Origin of the sequence: Achromobacter spanius, assembly GCF_029637605.1 — a bacterium.
Lineage (GTDB): Bacteria > Pseudomonadota > Gammaproteobacteria > Burkholderiales > Burkholderiaceae_B > Achromobacter > Achromobacter spanius_E.
The window spans coordinates 332,408-355,108 of the sequence record NZ_CP121261.1 but is presented as its reverse complement, the minus strand read 5'-3'; the positions used below and the strand labels follow the sequence as shown (position 1 = coordinate 355,108).

21 protein-coding genes are annotated in these 22,701 nt (G+C 64.8%); 16 read left to right on the top strand and 5 right to left on the bottom strand.

Annotated features, from left to right (window positions below; genetic code table 11):
• Window position 1: 1 nt before the first annotated feature.
• From P8T11_RS01645 to P8T11_RS01635, 3 genes are all read left to right on the top strand, one after another.
• A complete protein-coding gene (locus P8T11_RS01645; protein WP_050447974.1) occupies window positions 2-745 on the top strand; it encodes a GntR family transcriptional regulator in 744 nt (247 codons plus the stop codon).
• A gap of 129 nt (window positions 746-874) precedes the next feature.
• On the top strand, window positions 875-2,134 hold the full coding sequence (locus P8T11_RS01640) for an ABC transporter substrate-binding protein (protein ID WP_268078634.1): 1,260 nt from the start codon (window positions 875-877) through the stop codon (window positions 2,132-2,134).
• Between the two features lie 61 nt (window positions 2,135-2,195).
• Window positions 2,196-2,621 carry an NUDIX hydrolase gene (locus P8T11_RS01635; RefSeq protein WP_268078635.1) on the top strand — a complete coding sequence of 142 codons (426 nt, stop codon included), beginning with the start codon at window positions 2,196-2,198 and terminating at the stop codon, window positions 2,619-2,621.
• 63 nt (window positions 2,622-2,684) lie between these two features.
• Here P8T11_RS01635 and P8T11_RS01630 read toward each other — a convergent pair whose 3' ends face one another.
• Window positions 2,685-3,596, bottom strand: coding sequence for a LysR family transcriptional regulator (locus P8T11_RS01630; RefSeq protein WP_268078636.1), 912 nt, complete (start codon window positions 3,594-3,596; stop codon window positions 2,685-2,687).
• Window positions 3,597-3,778: 182 nt separating this feature from the next.
• Between P8T11_RS01630 and P8T11_RS01625 the strand changes: the two genes are divergently transcribed.
• Entirely contained in the window at window positions 3,779-4,534 is a 756-nt protein-coding gene (locus tag P8T11_RS01625; RefSeq protein WP_268078637.1) for an SDR family oxidoreductase, read from the top strand.
• Between the two features lie 8 nt (window positions 4,535-4,542).
• Here P8T11_RS01625 and P8T11_RS01620 read toward each other — a convergent pair whose 3' ends face one another.
• Window positions 4,543-6,642, bottom strand: coding sequence for a TonB-dependent receptor (locus P8T11_RS01620; RefSeq protein ID WP_326494503.1), 2,100 nt, complete (start codon window positions 6,640-6,642; stop codon window positions 4,543-4,545).
• A 387-nt stretch (window positions 6,643-7,029) separates the two neighbouring features.
• Here P8T11_RS01620 and P8T11_RS01615 point away from each other — a divergent pair, with 387 nt between their 5' ends.
• Window positions 7,030-7,914 carry a crotonase/enoyl-CoA hydratase family protein gene (locus P8T11_RS01615; RefSeq protein ID WP_230695541.1) on the top strand — a complete coding sequence of 295 codons (885 nt, stop codon included), beginning with the start codon at window positions 7,030-7,032 and terminating at the stop codon, window positions 7,912-7,914.
• A gap of 27 nt (window positions 7,915-7,941) precedes the next feature.
• Here the strand turns inward: P8T11_RS01615 and pdeR are convergent, their stop codons facing one another.
• Both pdeR and P8T11_RS01605 read right to left on the bottom strand, forming a co-directional pair.
• Window positions 7,942-9,939 (bottom strand): cyclic di-GMP phosphodiesterase, encoded by a 1,998-nt coding sequence (pdeR, locus tag P8T11_RS01610; protein ID WP_268078639.1) that lies wholly within the window; start codon window positions 9,937-9,939, stop codon window positions 7,942-7,944.
• Window positions 9,940-10,239: 300 nt separating this feature from the next.
• The gene (locus P8T11_RS01605) at window positions 10,240-11,235 is read right to left on the bottom strand and encodes a Bug family tripartite tricarboxylate transporter substrate binding protein (RefSeq protein WP_268078640.1); all 996 of its coding nucleotides are present in this window, start codon (window positions 11,233-11,235) and stop codon (window positions 10,240-10,242) included.
• Between the two features lie 222 nt (window positions 11,236-11,457).
• On the opposite strand from P8T11_RS01605, the gene P8T11_RS01600 reads away from it, so the two are divergent.
• Window positions 11,458-13,233, top strand: coding sequence for an IlvD/Edd family dehydratase (locus P8T11_RS01600; protein WP_268078641.1), 1,776 nt, complete (start codon window positions 11,458-11,460; stop codon window positions 13,231-13,233).
• Window positions 13,234-13,272: 39 nt separating this feature from the next.
• A complete protein-coding gene (locus P8T11_RS01595) occupies window positions 13,273-13,956 on the top strand; it encodes a GntR family transcriptional regulator (protein ID WP_268078642.1) in 684 nt (227 codons plus the stop codon).
• Window positions 13,957-14,143: 187 nt separating this feature from the next.
• Here the strand turns inward: P8T11_RS01595 and P8T11_RS01590 are convergent, their stop codons facing one another.
• On the bottom strand, window positions 14,144-15,052 hold the full coding sequence (locus P8T11_RS01590) for a LysR family transcriptional regulator (RefSeq protein WP_268078643.1): 909 nt from the start codon (window positions 15,050-15,052) through the stop codon (window positions 14,144-14,146).
• 123 nt (window positions 15,053-15,175) lie between these two features.
• On the opposite strand from P8T11_RS01590, the gene P8T11_RS01585 reads away from it, so the two are divergent.
• The 9 genes from P8T11_RS01585 (at window position 15,176) to ccmB (ending at window position 22,693) form a co-directional block, all read left to right on the top strand.
• Complete coding sequence (locus tag P8T11_RS01585) at window positions 15,176-16,138, top strand: 3-hydroxyacyl-CoA dehydrogenase family protein (protein WP_268078644.1); 963 nt, start codon at window positions 15,176-15,178, stop codon at window positions 16,136-16,138.
• Window positions 16,135-16,989: a 3-keto-5-aminohexanoate cleavage protein gene (locus P8T11_RS01580; protein WP_268078645.1), complete on the top strand. Its 855-nt coding sequence runs from the start codon at window positions 16,135-16,137 to the stop codon at window positions 16,987-16,989. The genes P8T11_RS01585 and P8T11_RS01580 overlap by 4 nt, the downstream gene beginning before the upstream one ends.
• 240 nt (window positions 16,990-17,229) lie before the next feature.
• On the top strand, window positions 17,230-17,388 hold the full coding sequence (napE, locus tag P8T11_RS01575) for a periplasmic nitrate reductase, NapE protein (RefSeq protein WP_127184184.1): 159 nt from the start codon (window positions 17,230-17,232) through the stop codon (window positions 17,386-17,388).
• 23 nt (window positions 17,389-17,411) lie between these two features.
• Window positions 17,412-17,729 carry a chaperone NapD gene (locus tag P8T11_RS01570; RefSeq protein WP_259248992.1) on the top strand — a complete coding sequence of 106 codons (318 nt, stop codon included), beginning with the start codon at window positions 17,412-17,414 and terminating at the stop codon, window positions 17,727-17,729.
• Entirely contained in the window at window positions 17,713-20,208 is a 2,496-nt protein-coding gene (napA, locus tag P8T11_RS01565; RefSeq protein WP_259248993.1) for a periplasmic nitrate reductase subunit alpha, read from the top strand. The genes P8T11_RS01570 and napA overlap by 17 nt, the downstream gene beginning before the upstream one ends.
• 19 nt (window positions 20,209-20,227) lie before the next feature.
• Window positions 20,228-20,716, top strand: a complete 489-nt coding sequence (locus P8T11_RS01560) for a nitrate reductase cytochrome c-type subunit (RefSeq protein WP_100855252.1) — start codon at window positions 20,228-20,230, stop codon at window positions 20,714-20,716.
• A gap of 16 nt (window positions 20,717-20,732) precedes the next feature.
• Complete coding sequence (locus P8T11_RS01555) at window positions 20,733-21,386, top strand: cytochrome c3 family protein (RefSeq protein WP_259248996.1); 654 nt, start codon at window positions 20,733-20,735, stop codon at window positions 21,384-21,386.
• Window positions 21,373-22,062, top strand: a complete 690-nt coding sequence (gene ccmA / locus P8T11_RS01550) for a heme ABC exporter ATP-binding protein CcmA (protein ID WP_259248998.1) — start codon at window positions 21,373-21,375, stop codon at window positions 22,060-22,062. Before P8T11_RS01555 ends, ccmA begins: the two co-directional genes overlap by 14 nt.
• Window positions 22,028-22,693 (top strand): heme exporter protein CcmB, encoded by a 666-nt coding sequence (gene ccmB / locus P8T11_RS01545; RefSeq protein ID WP_259249280.1) that lies wholly within the window; start codon window positions 22,028-22,030, stop codon window positions 22,691-22,693. Before ccmA ends, ccmB begins: the two co-directional genes overlap by 35 nt.
• Window positions 22,694-22,701 lie beyond the last annotated feature (8 nt).

Here is a 22,701-nt window from a genome sequence, read left to right as displayed (position 1 = left end):
CATGCCCGCCCGCAAGCTCTTTTCGCGCAGCCCCCAGCCGCTTTACCTGCAAGCGGCGGCGCTGTTCCGCAGCCATATCCAGAACCGCACGTGGCGGCCAGGGCAACAGATCCCGCCGCTTGAGTCGCTGATGGAAACCTATGGCATCTCGCGGGCGACCATCCGTCAGGCGTTCGGCCTGTTGGAGCAGGACGGCCTGATCCGGCGTTCGCGCGGGTCGGGCACGTTCGTGAATGCGGAACTGCCGGAAACCCCCACGCTGCTGATCCCCAAGACCTGGGCCGAAACCGTGGAACTGAGCAATCAGCTGGGCACGGTGTCCTTGGTGGAATCCAGCGCCGATTCCCCGCTGCCCGACACACTGGGCATGCCTTGCGAGGCGGATCGCGGCGGGCTGTTCCAGTACCTGCGACGCGTGCACACCACGGATGCCGGCCCCTTCTGCTACAGCGAAGTGTTCCTGGAAAGCGGGCTGTTTCGCAAGCATCGCACCCGCATTCAGAAAAGCACGGTGGCGCCCGTGCTGGACCAGTTCTACGGCACCCGCATCAGCGAAGCGCGGCAGGTGCTGAACGTGATCGAAGCCGGTCAGGAATCGGCCGAATCCTTGCAGATTCCCGTGTCGTCGCCCGTTGCCGAGCTGCGCCGCTATGCCTGCATTGACGGCCGCGTGGTGTATTTCGCGCGGCTGGAATTTCCGTTTCGCAAAGTGCGGATGGAATTCGACCTGCTGGCCCAACGCTGACCCCCCGCCTTTCCGACCCATCCAAGGAGCCCATCCCACCGCCACGCCCACTTTCGCCGCCCCAGACACCAGAGCGCCATTGAAGCGCCAGCAGGTTCCAGACCGATCCGGCACAAGAGGAGACAAACCATGGCTTACGCCAACACGCCCCGGATTTCCATGCAATTCCGCAGCACGATTACCCGTCTATTCGCCGCATCCGCCCTGCTGGCGGTCACGGCCACTCCCGCCTGGGCGCAGCCTGCCGCCGTCTCTGACGACGTCGTCCGCCTGGGCCTGATCCTGGACATGAGCGGCGTCTACGCCGACGTGACCGGCAAGGGCAGCGCCACCGCGGCCGAGATGGCCATCGCCGATTTCGGCGGCACGGTGCTGGGCAAGAAGATCGACATGATGGTGGTGGACCACCAGAACAAGGCCGATATCGCCGCCGCCAAGGCACGCGAGTGGTACGACACCGAGAAGGTGGACGCCATCATGGACGTGGCGGGTTCCGCGCCCGCGCTGGCCGTGCTGGAAGTGGCCCGCGAAAAGAAGAAGATCGTCGTGTTCAGCGGCCCCGGCACCGAACGCATCACCAACGATCTTTGCTCGCCCTATTCCGTGCACTACACCTACGACACCTGGTCGCTGGCCAACACCACGGCGCGCGCCAACGTCGAAAAAGGCGGCAAGACCTGGTACTTCCTGACGGCCGACTACGCTTTCGGCCACACGCTGCAAGCATCCGCCACCGACGTGGTCAAGGCCAACGGCGGCACGGTGTTGGGCGCATCGCGCCATCCGCTGGGTTCCAGCGACTTCGCGTCCTATCTGCTGCAGGCCCAGGCCAGCAAGGCGCAGGTGGTGGGCCTGGCCAACGCGGGCGGCGACACGGTCAACGCCATCAAGGCGGCCCGCGAATTCGGCCTGACCCAGGGCGGCCAGAAGATGGCCGGCCTGCTCTTGTACATCAATGACATCCACGCCCTGGGCCTGGACACCGCCGCCGGCCTGACTCTGACTGAAGCGTTCTACTGGGACATGAACGACCAGACGCGCGCCTGGTCGCAGCGCTACTACGACAAGCTGAAGAAAATGCCCAACATGAGCCAGGCGGGCACGTATTCGTCGGTCATGCACTATCTGAAGGCGGTGCAGGCAGCCGGCACCGATGCGCCCGAAGCCGTGATGAAGCAGATGAAGTCCATGCCCATCAACGACTTCTTCGCCACCAACGGCCGCATCCGCGAGGACGGCCGCATGGTGCACGACATGTACCTGTTCGAGGTCAAGCAACCGTCTGAATCCAAACGGCCGTGGGACTATTACAAGCTGGTGGCCACCCTGCCGGGCGACCAGGCCTTCATGCCCTTGTCCAAATCCACCTGCCCGCTGGTGAAGAAGTAAGCGCCTTGGGGTGGCCTCGCCCGATACGTTAGGATGAGCGCCACCCCTTGGAGATTTCCGCATGACCTCCCCCATTGCCGCCACCATCGCCGCCGTCATCCGCGACGGCCACGTGCTGCTGGTGCGCCGCGCGAACCCACCCGACGAAAACTGCTGGGCCTTTCCGGGCGGCAAGATCAACGCCGGTGAACCCCTCGAAGCCGCGACCGCGCGCGAATTGCTGGAAGAAACCGGCGTCGTGGCCGAGCCCCTGCACGTGTTCGACGCGGTGGACGTCTTCGACCGCGACGACACCGGCGCCCTGCGCCGTCATTTCATCCTGATTGCCATGCTGTGCCGCTGGCAGTCCGGCGAACCGGTGGCCGGCGACGACGCACGCGACGCGCGCTGGATTGCGCTTCCCGACCTGGAAGGCCACGAGCTTGCCAGCAGCTTCGGCGTGGCGCGCCTGGCTCGCAAGGCGGCGGCGCTGATGGCGGGGTCGTAAGAAAGACAAAGCCGATGTTTGCCACCCGCCACAGCCGGCGGCCTGCATGGCGATCGCAACGCCCTACCTGACCGGCATGGTCTGATCGAACGCGGTGGCGAACACCTGGGTGAGCCACTGCGTGAAGACGCGCACCCGCGCCGACACCTGCCGGTTCTGCGGATACAGCACCGACACCGGCATGGGCGCGGGCGGCAGATCCGGCAGCACGACGCGCAGATGCCCGGCCGCCAATTCGCGCTCGACCCGATAGCGCGGTACCTGCACCAGGCCCAGGCCGGCCAGCGCCGCACTGGTGTAGAGTTCGGCGCCCGTCACGCTGACCACCGACGCCGGCCGCGCCGTGACGTTGCGCCCGTCCACCATGAAGTCCAGGGGCATGGCGCGGCCGGTGGCGCTTGAGATGTAGTCCACGGCCCGGTGGCCGGCCAGATCGTCCAGGCCGGTGGGTTCGCCAAAGCGCGCCAGATACGCGGGGCTGGCCACCGTCACCTGCGGCATCAAGGCGATCTGCCTGCCCGCCAGGGATGAATCCTGCAAGGTGCCCGAACGCAGCACGCAGTCCACGCCTTCACGCACCAGGTCAACCAGCCGGTCGTCTTCGCCCAGGTGCAGGACGATGTCGGGATAGCGCTCCAGAAAGCCGGGCACGCCCGGCATGAGGAAGTATTTGGCCAGCGTGCCTTGCGCATTGACCCGCAGCAACCCTTTGGGCGCGGTGTTCAGGAACGCGCCGTCGGCCTCTTCCAGGTCCGCCAGCAAGCGCACACAACGCTGGTAATAGGCCTCGCCGTCATGCGTCAAGCGCACCTGGCGCGTGGTGCGCTCCAGCAGCCGCGCGCCCAGGCGCTTTTCCATGCGCTTGATCAGGTTGGTGACCGTGGCGCGCGGGATGCGCAGGTCTTCCGCCGCTTGCGAAAAACTGCGCCGCTCGGCGATGCGGACGAATACCTGCATTTCCTGAAATCGGTCCATGGGGGCTGGGATTACGGATGAGATTCGGGTTGGGATTCGGGTAGCGATTATTAGCGATTATTAATGCAGATGAAATTAACTTAGCGAATATAGGGTAATTATTTTCGGTTTGGAATAGTTCATGATTCGTTCCATGCAGGTTTTCTTCCTGCCTTGCCTTCCCCTTTCATTGGAGCCATCACATGAATACGCAAGCCCTTGATCACGCATCGCAACGCGTCGCCCTGGTTACCGGCGGGTCGCGCGGCATTGGCGCCGCCATCGTGCGCCGCCTGGCCCAGGACGGTTATGCCGTCGCCATCAATTACGCGGCTAGCGCCACGCACGCCGACGCCCTGGCCGACGAGGTCCGCCAGGCCGGCGGCCGCGCACTGGCGGTACAGGCCGACGTGGCCAAGCCCGCCCAGGTGCGCGCCCTGTTCGACAAGGTGGAATCGGAATTGGGCCGCATCAGCGCGCTGGTCAACAGCGCCGGGGTATTGAAGGTGCAGCCGCTGGCGCAGACCAGCGACGAAGACTACGACCAGACCTTCGACATCAATACCCGGGGTACCTTCAACACGCTGCGCGAAGCCGCCACGCGGCTGGCCGATGGCGGCAGCATCATCAACGTGTCCAGCACCACCGTGGCGACCAACCTGCCGGGCTACGCCATCTACATCGCCAGCAAGGCCGCGGTGGAAAGCCTGACGCATGTGTTCGCCAAGGAACTGCGCGGGCGCCGCATCACGGTCAATGCCGTGGCGCCCGGCCCGGTGGCCACCGAACTGTTCCTGAAAGGCAAGAGCCCCGAACTGATCGAGCACTTTGCCAAGATGCCGCCGCTGGAACGGCTGGGCGAACCGGAAGACATCGCCGGCATCGTGTCATTCCTGGCCGGCCACGACAGCGGCTGGGTCAATGGGCAGGTGCTGCGCGCCAATGGCGGCATGGCCTGAACGCGGTATCAGAACCGGTATTGCGCCGTGGCCACCACGGTGCGCGGCTCGCCCACCTGGATCTGCCCGGCGCTGGTGGCCGAGCCGTAGTAGGTCTTGTCGGTGATGTTGCGCATGGCCAGGCGCCAGTCCCACTTGCCGGTGCGATAGCCCACCAGCGCGTCCCAGCGCGCATAGCCCGGCAGCGTCGTCAGGTTAGTGTTGTCGGCGTAGCGTTCGCCCACAAAGGTCAGCCCGGTTTCGCCATACAGGCCCTCGGCCGGCTTGTAGGTCAGGAACACGCTGCCGTTGCGCCGCGCCACGTTGCTGACGCGGTTGCCCGCCATGCCGTTGTTGTCTTCGATGATGGCGGCGTTTTGCAGGCCGATCCCGCCACGCAGATACCAGTTGCCCGTCAGCCGGCCGGCGGCGGTCAGCTCGATGCCGCGTGAACGCTGCTTGCCGGTCAGCAACACCAGCGTCGGGTCGTTGGGGTCGGTAGTGCGGCGGTTATAGAGTTCAAGCTGGTACAGCGACAGCGTGGTGCTCAACTGCCCGTCCAGCCAATCGCTCTTGACGCCCACTTCCGTCTGGCGCGTGTGTTCGGGGGCCAGCTCGTTGGTGTTGCCGCGCGCGTTCGGCGTGATGCCGATGGTGCCGCCGCCCGTGGGCGAAAACGTCTTGCTGTACGAGGCATAGAAGGAATGGTCGCGCAGCGGCGACCACACCACGCCCACGCGCGGGCTGACGCCGCTGCTGTCATGCGACGCCGAGGCATCCAGCAGACGGTTGGTGGAATCGATGTTGAAGCGGTCCATGCGCACGCCCAGCAATATCTGCCAGTCGTCGTTCAGCCGGATCTGGTCCTGCACGTAGTAGCCCTGGCTCTTGACCTTGTGCCGCGCATCGCTGCTGAGCGCCATGGCGCCGTTGTGCTGCTGGGACAAGTCCGGATCGTAGAGATCCAGCGCCGGCACGGGCTGCGCGCCCGGCCCGCGCGTGGCGGCGGAATACAAGGTGGGCGACCGGTCCTGATGGGCCAGTTCAACGCCAAACAACACGCGGTGCTCGACGCTGCCCGTGCGGAACACCCCTTCGGTTTCCAGGTTGTTGGTGATGTTGCGCGTGCTTAGGTCCTGCTGCCAGCGCGTGCGCGTCACCTTGCCGGTGGCGGCGTTGTAGCCCGTCAGGTAGGTGTTGTCGAAATCGCTGTCCAGCTTGAACACGCCCAGCGTGTAGCGCAATTGCCAATCGGGCGCCAGTGTGTAGGCCAGGCGCGAGCGGAACGATTGCGCGCGGTCGTCGATGTAGTCGCGGTCGGGATCGCCGTAGACGGTGCTGCGGCCCACGTCGGCGGGCCGGCCGTTGACGCTGGGGATGCCACGGTCGGGCGTGCGGTCATAGCGGCTGTATTCGTACTGCACCAGCCAGTCCAGGTTGGGCGTGATGCGCCAGTTGATGGCGGGCGCCACCAGTTGACGCGTGCCGCCGATCTTGTGGCGAAAGCTGTTGCTGTCTTCCTGGCCCAGGTTCAGGCGCACGCTGACGTTATCGCTCGGGTCGGCGCTGAGGTCGCCGTACACGCTGCGCAAATCCCAACTGCCGGTCTGCGCTTCGATGCTGGATTCCCGGCCGGGCTGCGGCGCCTTGCTGATGCGGTTGACGATACCGCCCTGGCTGCCCCGCCCGTACAGCACGGCGGCCGGCCCCTTCAGCACCTCGATGCGTTCAATGTTGCGCAGGTCGCGCACGTACTGGCTGTCGTCGCGGATGCCGTCCAGATAGAAATCGCTGCTGGCGTCAAAGCCGCGGATACGCACCGAGTCAAAGCGCGTGTCTTGCGCGCTGGATACGTTGGGCATGCCCGACAACGCATCGCTGATCGTCGAGACGCCGTAGTTCTGCACGTTTTCGACCTTGACCGTGTCGATGGTCTGCGGCACGTAGCGGGCGGGCGTCTGCGTACGCGTAGCGGTGGTGACTTCCGGCACACGCGGGTCGTCGGCGTTAGTGCCTTCGACACTGATGGCGGGCAATTGGGCGGTCTGGGCCATTGCCTGCGGCAAGGCGGATGACAGGGCGAACGCTACCGCCAAAGAGAGGGAGCGTGGGACAAACGGCGGATGCATCGCAAGACCTTTACGTCGGTTCAGGAAAATGAAAGGCGCGATGCTATCGAGAATTGATTCTATTTACAAATGAGACTCAATCTTGTTGCAGTGCTGCAACATCCTCATCCGAACGCATGACGGCAAGCCGCCCGAGAGGCGTTTGGCCTATCGCCCGCAAGCTCGCGAATTTGCGAGCTTGCTCATCCATTGCGGCGATGCGCGTCTCGCCCGAGCGGCCGAGACCCTGGCCCTGACGTCAAGACATTTTCGTTAATCACTCGGCAGTTCGACCTACGGCCAAGTCTGGCCAGCCGGACGAGGTTTGCATGAGACGGCACCCGGAAGGTCTGGTTTAGGCTGAGCCGGCAGTACTCCGACTCACCTTGATCGATTGGACGAAAGCAAATGAATCAACTCATTCATACCGACTGCCACCCCTTCACCGCCGCGGGCAACATGAAGCAAATCTCGGCCTTTTATGAGGAGGGACGCCGAGTCATGTGGATGATGCTGCGTGCACAACCGCGACCGTGCTTCAACCACGAACTCATCGACGAAATCATGACCCTGGCGCGCGCCGCGAAGGATTCGGGCCTGCCCATCGATTTCTGGGTCACGGGCTCGCTGGTGCCCCAGATCTACAACGTGGGCGGCGACTTGAACTTCTTCGCCGAAGCCATCCGCACCGGCAAGCGCGAAGCGCTGCGGGCCTATGCGCGCGCTTGCGTGGACTGCGTGCATGCGGCCTCGCGCGGCTTCGATACCGGCGCGATCTCGTTGGCCATGATCGAAGGCACGGCGCTGGGCGGCGGCTTTGAAGCCGCGTTGGCGCACCACTTCGTGCTGGCGCAGAACAATGCGCGCATGGGCTTTCCGGAAATGGCGTTCAACCTGTTCCCGGGCATGGGCGGCTATTCGCTGGTGGCGCGCCGTTCGGGCATGAAGCTGGCTGAAGAGCTGATCAGCTCGGGCGAATCGCACACCGCCGAATGGTTCCACGGCAAGGGGCTGGTCGACACCCTGTTCGAACCGGGCGAGGCCTACCGTGCCACGCGTACCTTCATCGACGTGATGCGGCCCAAGCTCAACGGCATGCGCGCCATGCTGCGCGCCCGCCAGCGCGTGCTGAACCTGTCGCGTTCCGAACTGATGGACATCACCGAGGACTGGGTCGAGGCCGCGTTCTCGATCGACCCGAAGGACCGCGCCTACATGGAGCGCCTGGTGCTGGCGCAGAACCGCCGCAGCGCCGTCAGCAGCGAAGCCGTGCAGGAAGCCACCATGCACTGAACACGCCCGCGCCTCGCGCTGGCTGCATCAGGCGATCAGATGCAGCCGGCGCCGCTGGGCCAGCCAGGAAACGAATTCGGTCGCGGGCATGGGCTTGGCATACAGATAGCCCTGCTTGGCGTCCACGCCCAGCGTATCCAGGAAGGCGGCTTCCTCAAGCGTTTCCACGCCTTCCGCAATCACCTTCAATTCCAGCGTGCGGGCCACGGCCACGATGGCGCGGGCCAGCGCTTGCGACACCGGGTTCTCGTTCACGCCGCGCACAAAGCTGGCGTCCAGCTTGATGGCGTCCAGCGGAATGCGCGCCAGTTGCGATAGCGACGAATAACCCGTGCCGAAATCGTCCAGGTGCACCCGCGCGCCCAATTGGCGGAACTGCTTGATCAGGTCGATGGCGGCGCCCTCGTCTTCGATCAGGCAGCTTTCGGTGAGCTCGATATCCAGCATGCAGGGCTCAAGACCCGCATCGCCAATGGCGCGCATGAAGTCGCTGACCACGCCCTTGTCGTCCAACTGCCGTGCCGACATGTTGATGGCGATGCGGATGTTCAGGCCGTCGCGCTTCCAGGCCGCGGCCTGGCGCGCGGCTTCGCGCATCACCCACACGCCCAGCGGCGAGATCAGGCCGGATTCTTCGGCATAAGGAATGAAGGTGCCGGGGCAGACCATGCCACGATCGGGCGAGCGCCAGCGCAACAGCGCTTCAACGCTGTGGACTTCACCGGTGCGGCCCACCAGCTTGGGCTGGTAATGCAGCATCAGGTGATTTTCGGCCAAGGCCTTGCGCAGGTTCGTGTCCAGCCACACGTAGTCGGCGTTGCGGCGGTCCATGTCGGGCTGGAACACGCGATAGGTATGGCGCCCGGCTTCCTTGGCCACATACATGGCGATGTCGGCGCTGCGCACCACGCTGTCCAGGTCGGCGCCGTGGTCGGGGTACATGGCGATGCCGATCGAGCAACTGGTGTAGACCTCGATCAAACCTTGGCGGAACGGCTCGCGCAGCCGTTCGATGATGCGTTCGGCGGTGGCTTCCAATTCCCAGGCCTGCGCCTGTTCCTGCAACACGATGAATTCGTCGCCCCCCAGGCGGGCCAGCGTCTGGCCCGGCGACAGGCAGGTTGAAATCGCCACCGACACGGCCTTGAGCAGGCGGTCGCCAAAGCCGTGGCCATAGTGGTCGTTGATGCGCTTGAAGTTGTCCAGGTCCAGAAACAGCACGCCGCCGCGCCCGTCCTGCCCCGCCGCCAACGCTGCCTTCAGGCGCGACGTGATGGCATGCCGGTTGGGCAGGTTGGTCAGCATGTCGGTATTGGCCAGCACGCGCAGCCGTTCCTGCGCCTGGCGTTCTTCGGTGATGTCGGTGCCCGAGCAGATCAGGTAGACACGCTTTTCACCGCTGCCGCTGGTGACGAATTTGTTGCGGAACAGGAATAGCCGCGGGCCCTTGACCGTGTTGATCAGCCGTTCGACCTCATACGACTGCCCGCGTTTGTAGAATTCCGCGATATTGCGGCGGGATGCGATGGCTTCTTCGCGCGTCATGAACATTTCGAACACGCTGCGCCCGACGATGTCTTGTTCGCGCTTGCCCGTGTATTCCTCGCTGAGCTTGTTGAAGCGCTGTACGCGGCCGTTCTGGTCCACGATGACGATCACCGAATTGGCCTCGGACACCACCGTCTCGGCAAACGACAGGCCTTCAACCAGGTCCTTGGCGACGGATTCGGTATCGGAATAGGCGGACGCGGTGCCGGCCCATTCGTTCGGGTTGATCTTGCGGCCCACCAGGTGCAAGCGCAGCAGATCGCCGTACAGCATGATGTCGATGCGCACGCTGGAGGTAATCCCCGTCAGCGATCGAACCGTGTCTGCCTGATCCGGCCGCAGCGCCAATGCGATGTTGGTCGCCCCCTTGATGGCGGCCAACTGTATGGCGTCGCTATCGGCCGACAGACGCCAATAAGGGCTGTGCGTACCGAACTGCGTGTACAGGATCGACTTTTCGTCTTGATTCTCTGTCATCGTGGTATCCCCCCACTGTCCTAGGCTGGACCGCAAGGAACATTACGGCCTAGGCAGGACAGGGTCAATACCCATGTGCAGTGCAACAACCCCAGTATTACGGATTATTGCATCGGCAGTTTGCGGCGGCAGACCTCCCGCCGGCTTCGCCGAGCCCTTTGATGCGCCGCGTTCCCGTGCAACGAACGTCTTGTTGCGCCACCGCTTTTACCCATGCACAAAAAATATCGCCGAAGACTCCGTACGGAAATCTTCGGCGTGTGGCTTAAAGGGTTCAGCCGAGAGGCGCAGCGATCAGGCTTACTCTGGCTTCACGCCGGCTTCGTCGATCACCTTGGTCCAGCGGGCAACTTCCGCCGACACGCGCTTGCCTGCATCGGCCGGCGTGGTCCAGGTGGCGATGGCGCCCTGATTCAACAACGACGCCTTCACCTCTGGCTTGGCCAGGATCTTCTTCAATTCGCCATTCAAGCGGTCGATCACCGGTGCCGGGGTATTGGCGGGCGCCACGATGCCGAACATGGAGCTGACCTCGAAATCCTTCAGGCCCGCTTCGGCCGCGGTCGGCACGTCCGGCAGCGCGTCCACGCGCGTGGGAGACGTCACCGCCAACGCGCGCAGCTTGCCCGCCTTGATGTTGCCCTGCGCGGCAGGCACGGTTTCGATCATGCTCAACACCTGGCCGCCCATCAGGTCGGTCATGGCGGGGCCGCTGCCCTTGTAGGGCACGTGCAGGATGTCGACGCCGGCGGCGCGCTTGAACATTTCGCCCGCCAGATGCTGCGGTGAACCGTTGCCGGCCGACGCCATGGTGATGTAGCCCGGCTTGGACTTGGCCAGGGCAATGAACTCGGACAAGGTCTTGGCCTGCACCGACGGGTTCACCACGAACACCAGCGGCACCGTGCCCACGATGGATACCGGCGCGAAGCTCTTCTCCACGTCATACGTGACACGGCCACGGTACAAGGCGGCATTGATGGAGTGGCTGGTCAGCGCGCCCATCAGCAAGGTGTAGCCATCCGGCTGCGCCTTGGCGACCTGGTCGGCGCCGATGTTGCCCGCCGCGCCCGCGCGGTTTTCCACGATCACGGACTGGCCAAGCGCGCCCGTCAGCTCCTGCGCCAGCACGCGGCCGATCACATCGGTGGCGCCCCCGGGCGGGTACGGCACGATCAGGCGGATGGGCTTGTCCGGGTAGGCATCGGCGGACATGGCCGGGGCGGACACACCGGCACACAAGGCCAGCAGGGATAGCAGGACGGCACGGCGCGGCCGCAGACGCAGGTCTGACATAAGGTCTCTCTCCAGCCGGGATGAGTATAGGAATGGACGGACGCCCGGCTCGTCAACCGCGCCAGTTTAGGAGCGTGAACTTGATAGAAGAATCAGAATTTTTCTATCGACTGATCGTTTATTTAGATCAATATTCACGCAGGTAGAAACCGCTTGCCGTCGCTTTCAAAGGCTGGATATGATCTTGGACCTGGATTATCAATAATATTATCGGGACTGAACATGACGGACGAGACCAAGGGCGCCAAGCCCGCGATGGGCCCTTTTGATAGCGACAGCGCCACCGCGCAGGGCGTGGCGCGCGGGCTCACGAACTACGGCGACAAGGGCTTTTCGCTGTTCTTGCGCAAGGCGTTCATCAAGGGTGCGGGCTTGTCCGACGACGCCCTGGCCCGCCCCATCATCGGTATCGTCAACACCGGCAGCAGCTACAACCCCTGCCACGGCAACGCGCCCCAACTGATCGAAGCGGTCAAGCGCGGCGTCATGCTGGCGGGCGGCCTGCCCATGGACTTCCCGACCATCTCGGTGCACGAGAGCTTCTCACAACCCACCAGCATGTACCTGCGCAATCTGATGTCCATGGACACCGAGGAAATGATCCGCGCGCAGCCCATGGACGCCGTGGTGCTGATCGGCGGCTGCGACAAGACCGTGCCCGCGCAATTGATGGGCGCGGCATCCGCTGGCGTGCCCGCCATTCAATTGGTCACCGGGTCGATGCTGACCGGCTCGCACCGTGGCGAACGGGTCGGCGCCTGCACCGACTGCCGCCGCTACTGGGGCCGCTACCGCGCCGACGAGATCGACGCCCCCGAAATCGCCGACGTCAACAACCAACTGGTCGCCAGCGTGGGCACCTGTTCGGTGATGGGCACGGCCAGCACCATGGCCTGCATCACCGAAGCGCTGGGCATGATGGTGGCGGGCGGCGCGTCGGCCCCGGCCGTCACCGCCGACCGCGTGCGCGTGGCCGAACGCACCGGCGCCACCGCCGTGGCCATGGCGGCATCGCGCCTGACCCCCGACCAGATCATCAACGGCAAGTCCATTGAAAACGCCTTGCGCGTCTTGCTGTCGATTGGCGGATCCACCAACGGCATCGTCCACCTGACCGCCATTGCCGGCCGCCTGGGTATCGACATCGACCTGGCGGGCCTGGACCGCATCAGCCGTGAAACCCCCGTGCTGGTGGACCTGAAGCCGTCGGGCCAGCACTACATGGAAGACTTCCACGACGCGGGCGGCATGCTGGCGCTGCTGCGCGAACTGCGCCCTTACCTGCACCTGGATGTGATGACCGTGTCCGGCCGCACGCTGGGCCAGGAACTGGACGACGCCCCCGCGCCCTTCAAGCAGGACGTGATCCGCACCGCCAAGCAGCCCATCTACCCCGTGGGCGGACTGGCCGTGCTGCGCGGCAACCTGGCGCCGGGCGGCGCCATCATCAAGCAGTCGGCCGCCAACGCCAAGCTGATGGAGCATGAAGGCCGCGCCGTGGTGTTCGAAGACGCCGAGGACATGGCACGCCGCATCGACGACGACGCGCTCGACGTGACCGCCGACGACATCCTGGTGCTCAAGCGCATCGGCCCGACCGGCGCACCCGGCATGCCGGAAGCCGGCTACATGCCGATCCCCAAGAAACTGGCGCGCGCGGGCGTGAAGGACATGGTCCGCATTTCGGATGGTCGCATGAGCGGCACGGCGGCCGGCACCATCGTGCTGCACGTCACGCCCGAATCCGCGATTGGCGGCCCGCTGGCTTACGTGCAAAATGGCGACCGCATCCGGCTGTCGGTCGCCAACCGGGAAATCGCCCTGCTGGTGGACGATGCCGAACTGGCGCGCCGCGCGGCGGAAAAGCCCATCACCCGGCCCACCGCCGACCGCGGCTACCGCAAGCTGTTCCTGCAAACCGTGACGCAGGCCGACCAGGGCGTTGATTTTGATTTCCTGCGCGCTGGTGTCACGCATGATACGGTGCCGAAGAAGTAAATCGATTCAAAGCAAGCCGACTAAGCAAACGCCGCCAACATGAACGCCATCACGCCCGACGCCCTGCAAGCAGAGGCCCCCGACGCCACGCAATCCGCGGTGGCGGCCCTGGAAGAAGACATCGTCTTCGGCCGGCTGCACCCACGCGAACGCCTGACCGAAGACGAGCTGATGGCGCGCTTTTCCATGAAGCGCCATGCGGTACGGCAAGTATTGACCGAGCTTGAATTGCTGGGCGTGGTGGAAAAAAAGCGCAACGTCGGCGCAGTGGTGCGGACGTTTTCCGCGCGCGAAGTCATGGAGTTGTACGCGCTGCGCGAAGTGCTGGAAGTACACGCTGCCAGCCAGATCCCGCTACCCGTGCCCGAAGCGAGGCTGGCGGCGTTGGTCATGGTGCAGCGCGAACACGACGCAGCCGTCACCGACGGCGACGCACGCCGCGTGTTCCGCAGCAACCAACGCTTTCACCACGAGTTCTTCGGCCTGCTGGACAACGCCGTGCTGGGCCAGGCCATTGAGGAATACGCCCGCCGCACCCACCCCATACGTTTCGGCACGCTGGTCGCGCCCGCCTACCGCGAACGCGCAAGGCAGGAACACTGGGCCATGATCCAGGCCCTACGCGCGGGCGACCGGGACGCGCTGATGGCGATCTGCCGGGATCATTTGCTGCCGTCAAGAGACGCCTATCTGGCGTCGGAGCAGACGCGGTTGCGGGCGTGAAATTCCGCAGTGCTTAATAGATTATTCAGCGCTGGCAAGAATGAGCGTGCGTTACCCATCTCAACGCATCGACTACGTTGTCAGGCAGACGCAAGGCCAGACCGCTACCGAACTTAAAGACTCGCATGTGAGCTTCTCCTTGGATGTACGAAGGTACGTATAGGCCAAGGATGCTGACGTGGCAAACTCACCGCCCCTGCAACGCCAGATATTCCTTCAACGTCCCCACCAACGCCGCCGCCGCCGGCGACAAACTACGGTTGCGCGACGTGACCAACCCAATCGACCTTTCCGCCACCGGCCCGATCAGCGGGCGTTGCACGATTCCCGTTTGCGCCACGGCGCCCGCCGCGATCTCGGGTAGCGCCGCCACGCCAAACCCGCATTCGACCATGGCCACAATGGTGGTCAGGTGTTCGGCTTCAAACGCGGGCGTGAAGCGGATTCGGTTTTGCAGGAAGGCCCATTCCGTGTATTGCCGCACGCTGCTGGGTTGCACCATCGACACGTGCTCGGCCGTGGCGGTGTCGGCCCAGCGCAGCGGGCCACGGGACTTGGCCAGCGGATGCGACTCGGGGATCAGCAGCAGAAAGCTGTCGGACATCAGCGGCACATAGTGCAGGTCGGCGTGCTGCGGGTCGGCGGCGGTGAGCGCGAAGTCGACTTCGCCCGCGCGCACCAGGTCGAAGGCCGGGCCCGACAAGGTGTCGCGCACTTTCAGGGCGACATGCGGGTGCGCCTGGCGATAGGTCATCAGCACGCGCGGCAGCAAGCGGGCAGCAAGCGAGGGCAGCGCGGCGACCGACACCTGCCCCTGCTCGGCGCTGGTAATGCTGCTGACCGCCGCGATGGCATCACGAAACGCCGCCTGCAAAGTCGCGGCCTGCTGCATGAAGACTTCGCCCGCCGCCGTCAGCCGCACGGTGCGCGTGGTGCGGTCGAACAGGCGCACGCCCAAGGCCTCTTCAATGCGCTGTATTTGCGTGGATAGCGCCGATTGCGACAAGTGCAATTGCGCCGCCGCCTGCCGGAAATTCAGCGTGCGGCCCAGCACCAGCGTGGTATCGATGTCGCGCATCGAAAGGTTGATCTGCATGTCTCTACACCCCGGTCATATTGATCTGTTTTGTCGATCATTCTATCCAAAAAATCTGATTCATCTATCAAACGCCCTTCTCTACACTCGCCCCCAACGACGATGCAATGACAGGAGCAAACCATGCAGACGGACGCAACAGCGCTGCCCAACCCGGGCGCGGCGCATGCAGTGGTGGTGGGTGGCGGCACGATGGGCGCGGACGTGGCGGTGGTATTGACCCGCGCCGCCTGCCGCACCACCGTGATCGAATCGAATGCGGAGCGCGCTTTGGGCCTGCCCGCGCGCGTAGCGGAAAACCTGAAGACGATCGGGCGCGAGGCCAACGCCCCGCTGCTGGCCACCGCCGCCAGCCTGGACGAGGTGGACTGGTCCACAGTGAACCTCGTCATCGAATGCATCCCGGAACGCCTGGACATCAAACAAGCGTTGTTCGCGGACCTGGCGCAGCGCGCGCGCCCCGACGCCATCCTGGCCAGCAACAGTTCCAGCTTTCCGATCAGCGCCATCAGCCAGGGCCTGGACACGCGCGGCCGCATGCTGGGCCTGCATTTCTTCATGCCCGCTCACCTGGTGCCGCTGGTGGAAGTGGTGCTGGGCGAAGCCAGCGACAACGCCTGCGCCGATTCCTTGATTGCCTTCATGCGCCGTTGCGGCAGCGTGCCGGTGAAGGTCAAGCAGGACCTGCCGGGCTTTCTGGCCAACCGCTTGCAGCATGCGTTGTCGCGCGAAGCGTTTGACCTGATCGACCGTGGCATTGCGTCGCCCGAAGACGTGGACGCCGCCGTGCGTTTTGGTTTTGGCTTCCGCTTCCTGGCCGCCGGCCCCGTCATGCAGCGCGACCACGCCGGCATCGACGTCCACGCCGCCGCGGGCGCCACGATGTACCCCACGTTCTGCAACGCCGACCACCCCGCGCGTTGCCTGACCGAACGCGCCGCCGATGGCCGCCACGGCATGAAGGCAGGCGAAGGCTTCTACGCCTGGACGCCTGAAACGATTACCGCCGAACGCGCCCGCTACGACCGCCTGCTGCGCGCCGGCCTAGACCTTATCAACCCGGAATTGCCGGAGATCCAGCCTTGAACGCCCCTGCCCTGCCGCGCGCCGCGCTGGCCGACTCCCCCGTCATCATCACCGTGGCGCCCAACGGCGCCTACAAGAAAGCCGCCGACCATCCGGCCGTGCCGCTGACCGCCGACGACCTGGCGCGTGAAGCGCGCGCCTGCCTGGACGCGGGCGCCGGCATGATGCACATGCACGTGCGCAAGCCGGACGGCAGCCATCTGCTGGACGCCACCGCCTACCGCGACGCCCTGGCCGCCGTGGACCGCGCCGTGGGCCGCGAATTGCTGGTGCAGGTCACCAGCGAAGCGGCCGGCGTGTACAAGGCAGCCGAACAGATTGCGCTGGTGCGCGAATTGCAGCCGGAAGCCGTGTCGATCGGCCTGCGCGAGATTGCCGTGCCGGACATTCCGGAGACGGAACTGGCGGCCTTCCTGGCCTGGCTGGCCGAGCGCCGCATCATGACGCAGATCATCCTGTACGACGAAGGCGATGTGCGCCGCTGGCTGTCGCTGCGCGCGCGCGGGCTGGTGCCGCCGGGCGCGTGGTCGGTGCTGTTCGTGCTGGGCCGCTACAGCGCGGGCCAGACCTCGTCGGCGTATGACCTGCTGCCGTTCCTGGGTGCCTACGATCAGTCCTTGCCGTGGGCGGTATGCGCGTTTGGCCCCGAGGAAAACGCCTGCGTCACGACGGCGGCGGCGTTTGGGGGCCACATGCGCGTGGGCTTTGAAAACAACCTGAAGCTGCGGGATGGAAGCGTTGCACCGGACAACGCGGCGTTGGTCCGTCAGGCGGCGGACGGGGCGCGCGCTCTGGGCCGGCCCATTGCCACCGCCGCTGATGCGCGCCGCATCTACGGCGCGATTGCCTGATTCAACCCCGCACCAACACCGACCGCGTGTCGCGTGCCGAATGCTGTGCCGGATCAATCCGGCCTACGCATCCGGCACTTTTTTTTCGCCTTGCCAGGCGCCGCCCCAACCACCGCGTTATTGCAGTGCCGCAATATTGTTTCGCCGCCATGCAACATTGACGCAATGTAAAAGCACTGCTAAAAACTTCGACATCCGCACGTTCAATGCAATACCCCAACTGTCAAAGTGAGGTGGTGTGTGCAAAACGAGTCTGATGGCTACACCAAGCCTCAGGAGCTGCGAAGTTTTCTGTTCCTGACGGCAGTCATGGCCCCCGTTCTTACGGTCATCATCGTGGCGGGTTACGGGTTTATCGTCTGGGCCTATCAGCTGATCGCCGGCCCCCCGGGCAGTTGATGCCAGGCGACGGAAATCCTGCCATGTCCGCGCTTCCCCCCACCGCGCCGCCCCCGGCGCCACCCGAGCTGCACATCGCCAGTCTGGTTGTGCATGCCCTGCCCCACCGCTTGCCCGACGTGCGCGCCGCCATCCTGGCGATAGCGGGTTCGGACATCCATGGCGCGTCCGACACCGGCAAGCTGGTCGTCACGCTGGAAGCGCCCACCACCGACGACATGATGGCGCGGATCTCCGAGATCCAGCGCCTGGATGGCGTACTGGCTTCGGCGCTGGTCTATCAGCACGCCGACACGCTGGCCGCGATGAACGAGGAGATTGGCGATGTCCATGGCTCGTAGAGATTTCATCAAGCAGTCCGCCGCCGCGGCCGCCGCCACCGTGGCGGGCATTCCCATCGTCGGCATGACGCAGAACATCGTGACCGAATCCGAGGCCGCCAAGCTCAAGTGGTCCAAGGCGCCCTGTAGGTTCTGCGGGACCGGCTGCGGCGTGAACGTCGCGGTGAAGGACAACCAGGTCGTGGCCACGCACGGCGATTTCAATGCCGATGTGAACAAGGGCCTGAACTGCGTCAAGGGCTATTTCCTGTCGAAGATCATGTACGGCAACGACCGGCTGACCACGCCGCTGCTGCGCATGAAAGACGGCAAGTACGCCAAGGACGGCGAATTCGCCCCGGTATCGTGGGACCAGGCGTTTGACGTGATGGCCGAGCAGTTCAAGCGCGTGCTTAAAGACAAGGGGCCGACCGCCGTGGGCATGTTCGGCTCGGGCCAATGGACCATCTGGGAAGGCTACGCCGCGCTCAAGCTGATGAAGGCGGGCTTTCGGTCGAACAACCTGGACCCGAACGCGCGCCACTGCATGGCGTCGGCGGCGGTGGGCTTCATGCGCACCTTCGGCGCGGATGAGCCCATGGGCTGTTATGACGACATCGAGAACGCCGACGCCTTCGTGCTGTGGGGCTCGAACATGGCCGAGATGCACCCCATCCTGTGGACCCGCGTCACCGACCGCCGCCTGTCTGCCCCCAAGACGCGCGTGGTGGTGCTGTCCACCTTCGAGCACCGCTCTTACGAGCTGGCCGACCTGACGCTGACCTTCACGCCGCAGACCGACCTGGCCATCCTGAACTACATCGCCAACTACATCATCCAGACCAAGCGGGTGAACCGCGACTTCGTCGACAAGCACACCGTATTCCACGAAGGCAATACCGACATCGGCTATGGCCTTCGCCCCGACCACCCCTTGCAAAAGGCCGCCAAGAACGCGGACAAGGCCGGCGGATCCAAGCCCATCACCTTCGATGATTTCGCCAAGTTCGTGTCGAAATACGATCTGGAATACACGTCCAAGCTGACCGGCGTCCCGCAAAAGCAGCTGCGCGATCTGGCCGAGCTGTATGCCGACCCGAAGATCCGCGTGACGTCTTTCTGGACGATGGGTTTCAACCAGCACACGCGCGGCGTGTGGGCCAACAACATGGCCTACAACATCCACCTGTTGACCGGCAAGATCTCGACGCCCGGCAACAGCCCGTTCTCGTTGACGGGCCAACCGTCGGCCTGTGGCACCGCGCGCGAAGTCGGCACGTTTTCGCATCGGTTGCCGGCCGACCTGGTGGTCACCAACCCCAAGCATCGCGCGCACGCGGAAGAGATCTGGCAACTGCCGGACGGCACCATCCCCGACAAGGTGGGCGCGCACGCGGTGTTGCAGAACCGCATGCTGAAGGACGGCACCATCAACGCCTACTGGGTGATGGTCAACAACAACATGCAGGCGGCCGCCAACCTGATGAACGAAGGGCTGCCCGGCTACCGCAACCCGGCCAACTTCATCGTGGTGTCGGACGCCTACCCCACGGTCACGACCATTTCGGCCGACCTGATCCTGCCCACCGCCATGTGGGTGGAAAAAGAAGGCGCTTACGGTAACGCCGAACGGCGCACGCAGTTCTGGCATCAACTGGTGAACGCGCCCGGCGACGCGCGCTCCGACCTGTGGCAGTTGATGGAATTTTCCAAGCGCTTCAAGGTGGAAGAAGTCTGGCCCGCCGACCTGCTGGCCAAGAAGCCGGAATATCGCGGCAAGACGCTGTATGACGTGCTGTACGCCAACGGCAAGGTCAACAAATTCCCCAATAGCGAATTGAACGCGGAATACGAAAACCAGGAGGCCAAGGCGTTCGGCTTCTATGCGCAAAAGGGCTTGTTCGAGGAATACGCCGAGTTCGGCCGGGGCCATGGCCATGACCTGGCGCCGTTCGACACCTACCACGAGGTGCGCGGCCTGCGCTGGCCGGTGGTCAACGGCAAGGAAACCCTGTGGCGCTACCGCGAAGGCAGCGACCCCTACGTGAAGGCCGGCGCGGGCTTCGAGTTTTACGGCCACCCCGACGGGCGCGCCATCATCTACGCCCTGCCCTACGAACCCCCACCGGAATCGCCCGACAAGGAATACCCCTTCTGGCTATCCACCGGCCGGATCCTGGAGCACTGGCATTCCGGCTCCATGACGCGGCGCGTGCCCGAGCTGTATCGCGCCTTTCCCAACGCGGTCTGTTTCATGCACCCGGACGACGCCCAGGCGATGGGCTTGCGACGCGGCGTGGAAGTCGAAATCGAATCGCGGCGCGGCAAGATGCGCACCCGGCTGGAAACGCGCGGGCGCAACAAGCCACCGCGCGGCCTGGTGTTCGTGCCCTGGTTCGACGCCGGCCAACTGATCAACAAGGTCACGCTGGACGCCACCGACCCGATCTCGTTCCAGACCGACTTCAAGAAGTGCGCGGTCCGGATCGTCAAGGTCTGAAGGCCTGGGGGAGACAGCCATGAACACGCGCACCGCCGCCATCGCCCTTGCACTCGTTGCGGGTTCCCTGTTGGGCTCGTCCGCCTGGGCGGCGCCGCCCTTCGAGGTCGAAGACCCCATGCGCGGGCCCACGCCCGTTGCCGACGAGACGACCCCACCCCTCATCAGCCCCATCGAAAACAAGGACATCAAGCGGATGCGAACGTATTCGATGCAGCCGCCCACCATTCCGCACAAGATCGACGGCTATCAGATCGACAAGAACTACAACCGCTGCCTGGCCTGCCATGCGCGCGTGAACACCGAGGAAACCCAGGCGCCACCGCTAAGCGTCACGCACTACATGGACCGCGACAGCAATGTACTGGCCGAGGTGTCGCCACGCCGGTATTTCTGTGTGCAATGCCATGTGCCGCAAGCCGAGGCCAAGCCGCTGGTGTCCAACACCTATCAGGACATCGACGTGATCCTCAAGCGCCTGACCGCCCCGGCGACAGACAAGAAGTAAGGGACAGGACGCCGCCATGGTCAAGCTTCTAAAGCGCTACTGGAACATCATCCGCCGCCCCAGCGTGCATTTCAGCCTGGGCTTTCTGACGATAGGCGGCTTCATCGGCGGCATCCTGTTCTGGGGCGCCTTCAACACCGCCATGGAACTGACCAACACCGAAAAATTCTGCACCGGCTGCCATGAGATGCGCGACAACGTCTATGCGGAATTGAAGGGCACCATCCACTTCACCAACCGCTCGGGCGTGCGCGCGCTGTGTTCGGACTGCCACGTGCCGCACAACTGGACGGACAAGATCGCGCGCAAGATGCAGGCATCCAAGGAAGTGTGGGGCAAGATCTTCGGCACCATCGACACGCGCGAAAAATTCGTCGACAAACGGCTGGAACTGGCCCAACACGAATGGGCGCGCTTCAAGGCAAACGATTCGCTGGAATGCCGCAACTGCCACAACTACGAATACATGGACTTCACGCGCCAGAGCGTGCGCGCGCAGAACATGCATTCGACCTATCTGGCGGACAAGTCCAAGACCTGTATCGATTGCCACAAGGGCATCGCGCACACCTTGCCGCACATTCCGCCCGGGCAGACGTCGAACGCGGCGCCGGCCACCGGCGCGACCAAGGAAATCGCCAAGGCGGAGCCGGCCAATGCGGCCCGCTGACGCGCCGCCTCCGCTGCTTGCCGCCCACGGCCTTTGCTGCCCGCGTGGTGGTATGGCGGGGCAAGGCGTGGGCCCGTTGCACTTTGACCTGCACGCCGGCCAGTTGCTGCACCTGCACGGCGCCAATGGCAGCGGCAAGACCAGCGTGCTGCGCATGTTGGCCGGCCTGCTGCGGCCCGTGGCGGGCTCGCTGCATGTCTTGGGCCGCGACGTGTCGCGCGACCCGTCGTCGTACTTCGCGCGCTTGGCGTATCTGGGCCACGCCAACGGGCTGTGCGCCGACCTGAGCGCTTTGGAAAACCTGCGCTACAGCCTGCATGTGGCGGGCGCCCCGCAAGGCGATAACGCCATCGCGGCGGGGCTGGCGGCCTGGCGCTTGAACGCCTGCCTGCATACCCCGGCGGCCCACCTGTCGCAAGGGCAAGCGCGTCGCGTAGCGCTGGCGGCCGTGATGCTGAGCGGAAAGCCGCTATGGCTGCTGGACGAACCCGATGCGGGGCTGGACGCGGCCAGCCTTGAACAATTGTGGGCCGCGCTGGACACGCACCTGGACGCAGGCGGCGCGGCGGTGGTGGCCTGCCATCGGCAACCCGCCACCGCGCCCGATCGCCTGCAAACCCTGAACATGGATGACTACGCGGATGCTGGCTACGCTGTCTCAGTTGGTGTTGCGTGACATCCGGCTGGCCTGGCGGCGGCCTGCAGACACGCTGGGCGCCACCTTGTTCTTCGTGGTGGCCGGATCACTGTTTCCGCTGGCGGTCGGCCCGGACCCGGCGCTGCTACGCGCCATCGGGCCGGGCGTGCTGTGGGTGTGCGCGCTGCTGGGCATCTTGCTGAGCCTGCACCGCCCGTTTACCCAGGACCACGACAACGGCGCGCTTGAGCAACTGCTGGTATCACCCCACCCGCTGCCGCTGCTGGTGGGCGTCAAGTTGGCCGCGCACTGGTTCAGCGGCTGCGTGCCGCTGATTCTTGCCAGTCCCATCCTGGCATTGCAGTTTGATTTGCCGCCGCACGCCATCGGCGTCCTGGTCCTGTCCTTGCTGCTGGGTACGCCCACGCTGGCGCTGGTGGGTGGCCTGGGCGCGGCGCTGACGCTGGGCCTGCGCGGCGCCGCGCTATTGCCCTTGCTGGTGTTGCCGCTGTATGTCCCGGTGCTGATCTTCGGCGCGGGCGCGGTGTCGGCCACGCAGGCCGGGTTGGGCGCGGGGCCACAACTGTCGCTGCTGGGCGCGTGCCTGTGCCTGGCGATTCTGCTATGCCCCTGGAGCGCGTCCGCCGCGCTGCGCGTGGCGCTGGACTGAGAGGGCCC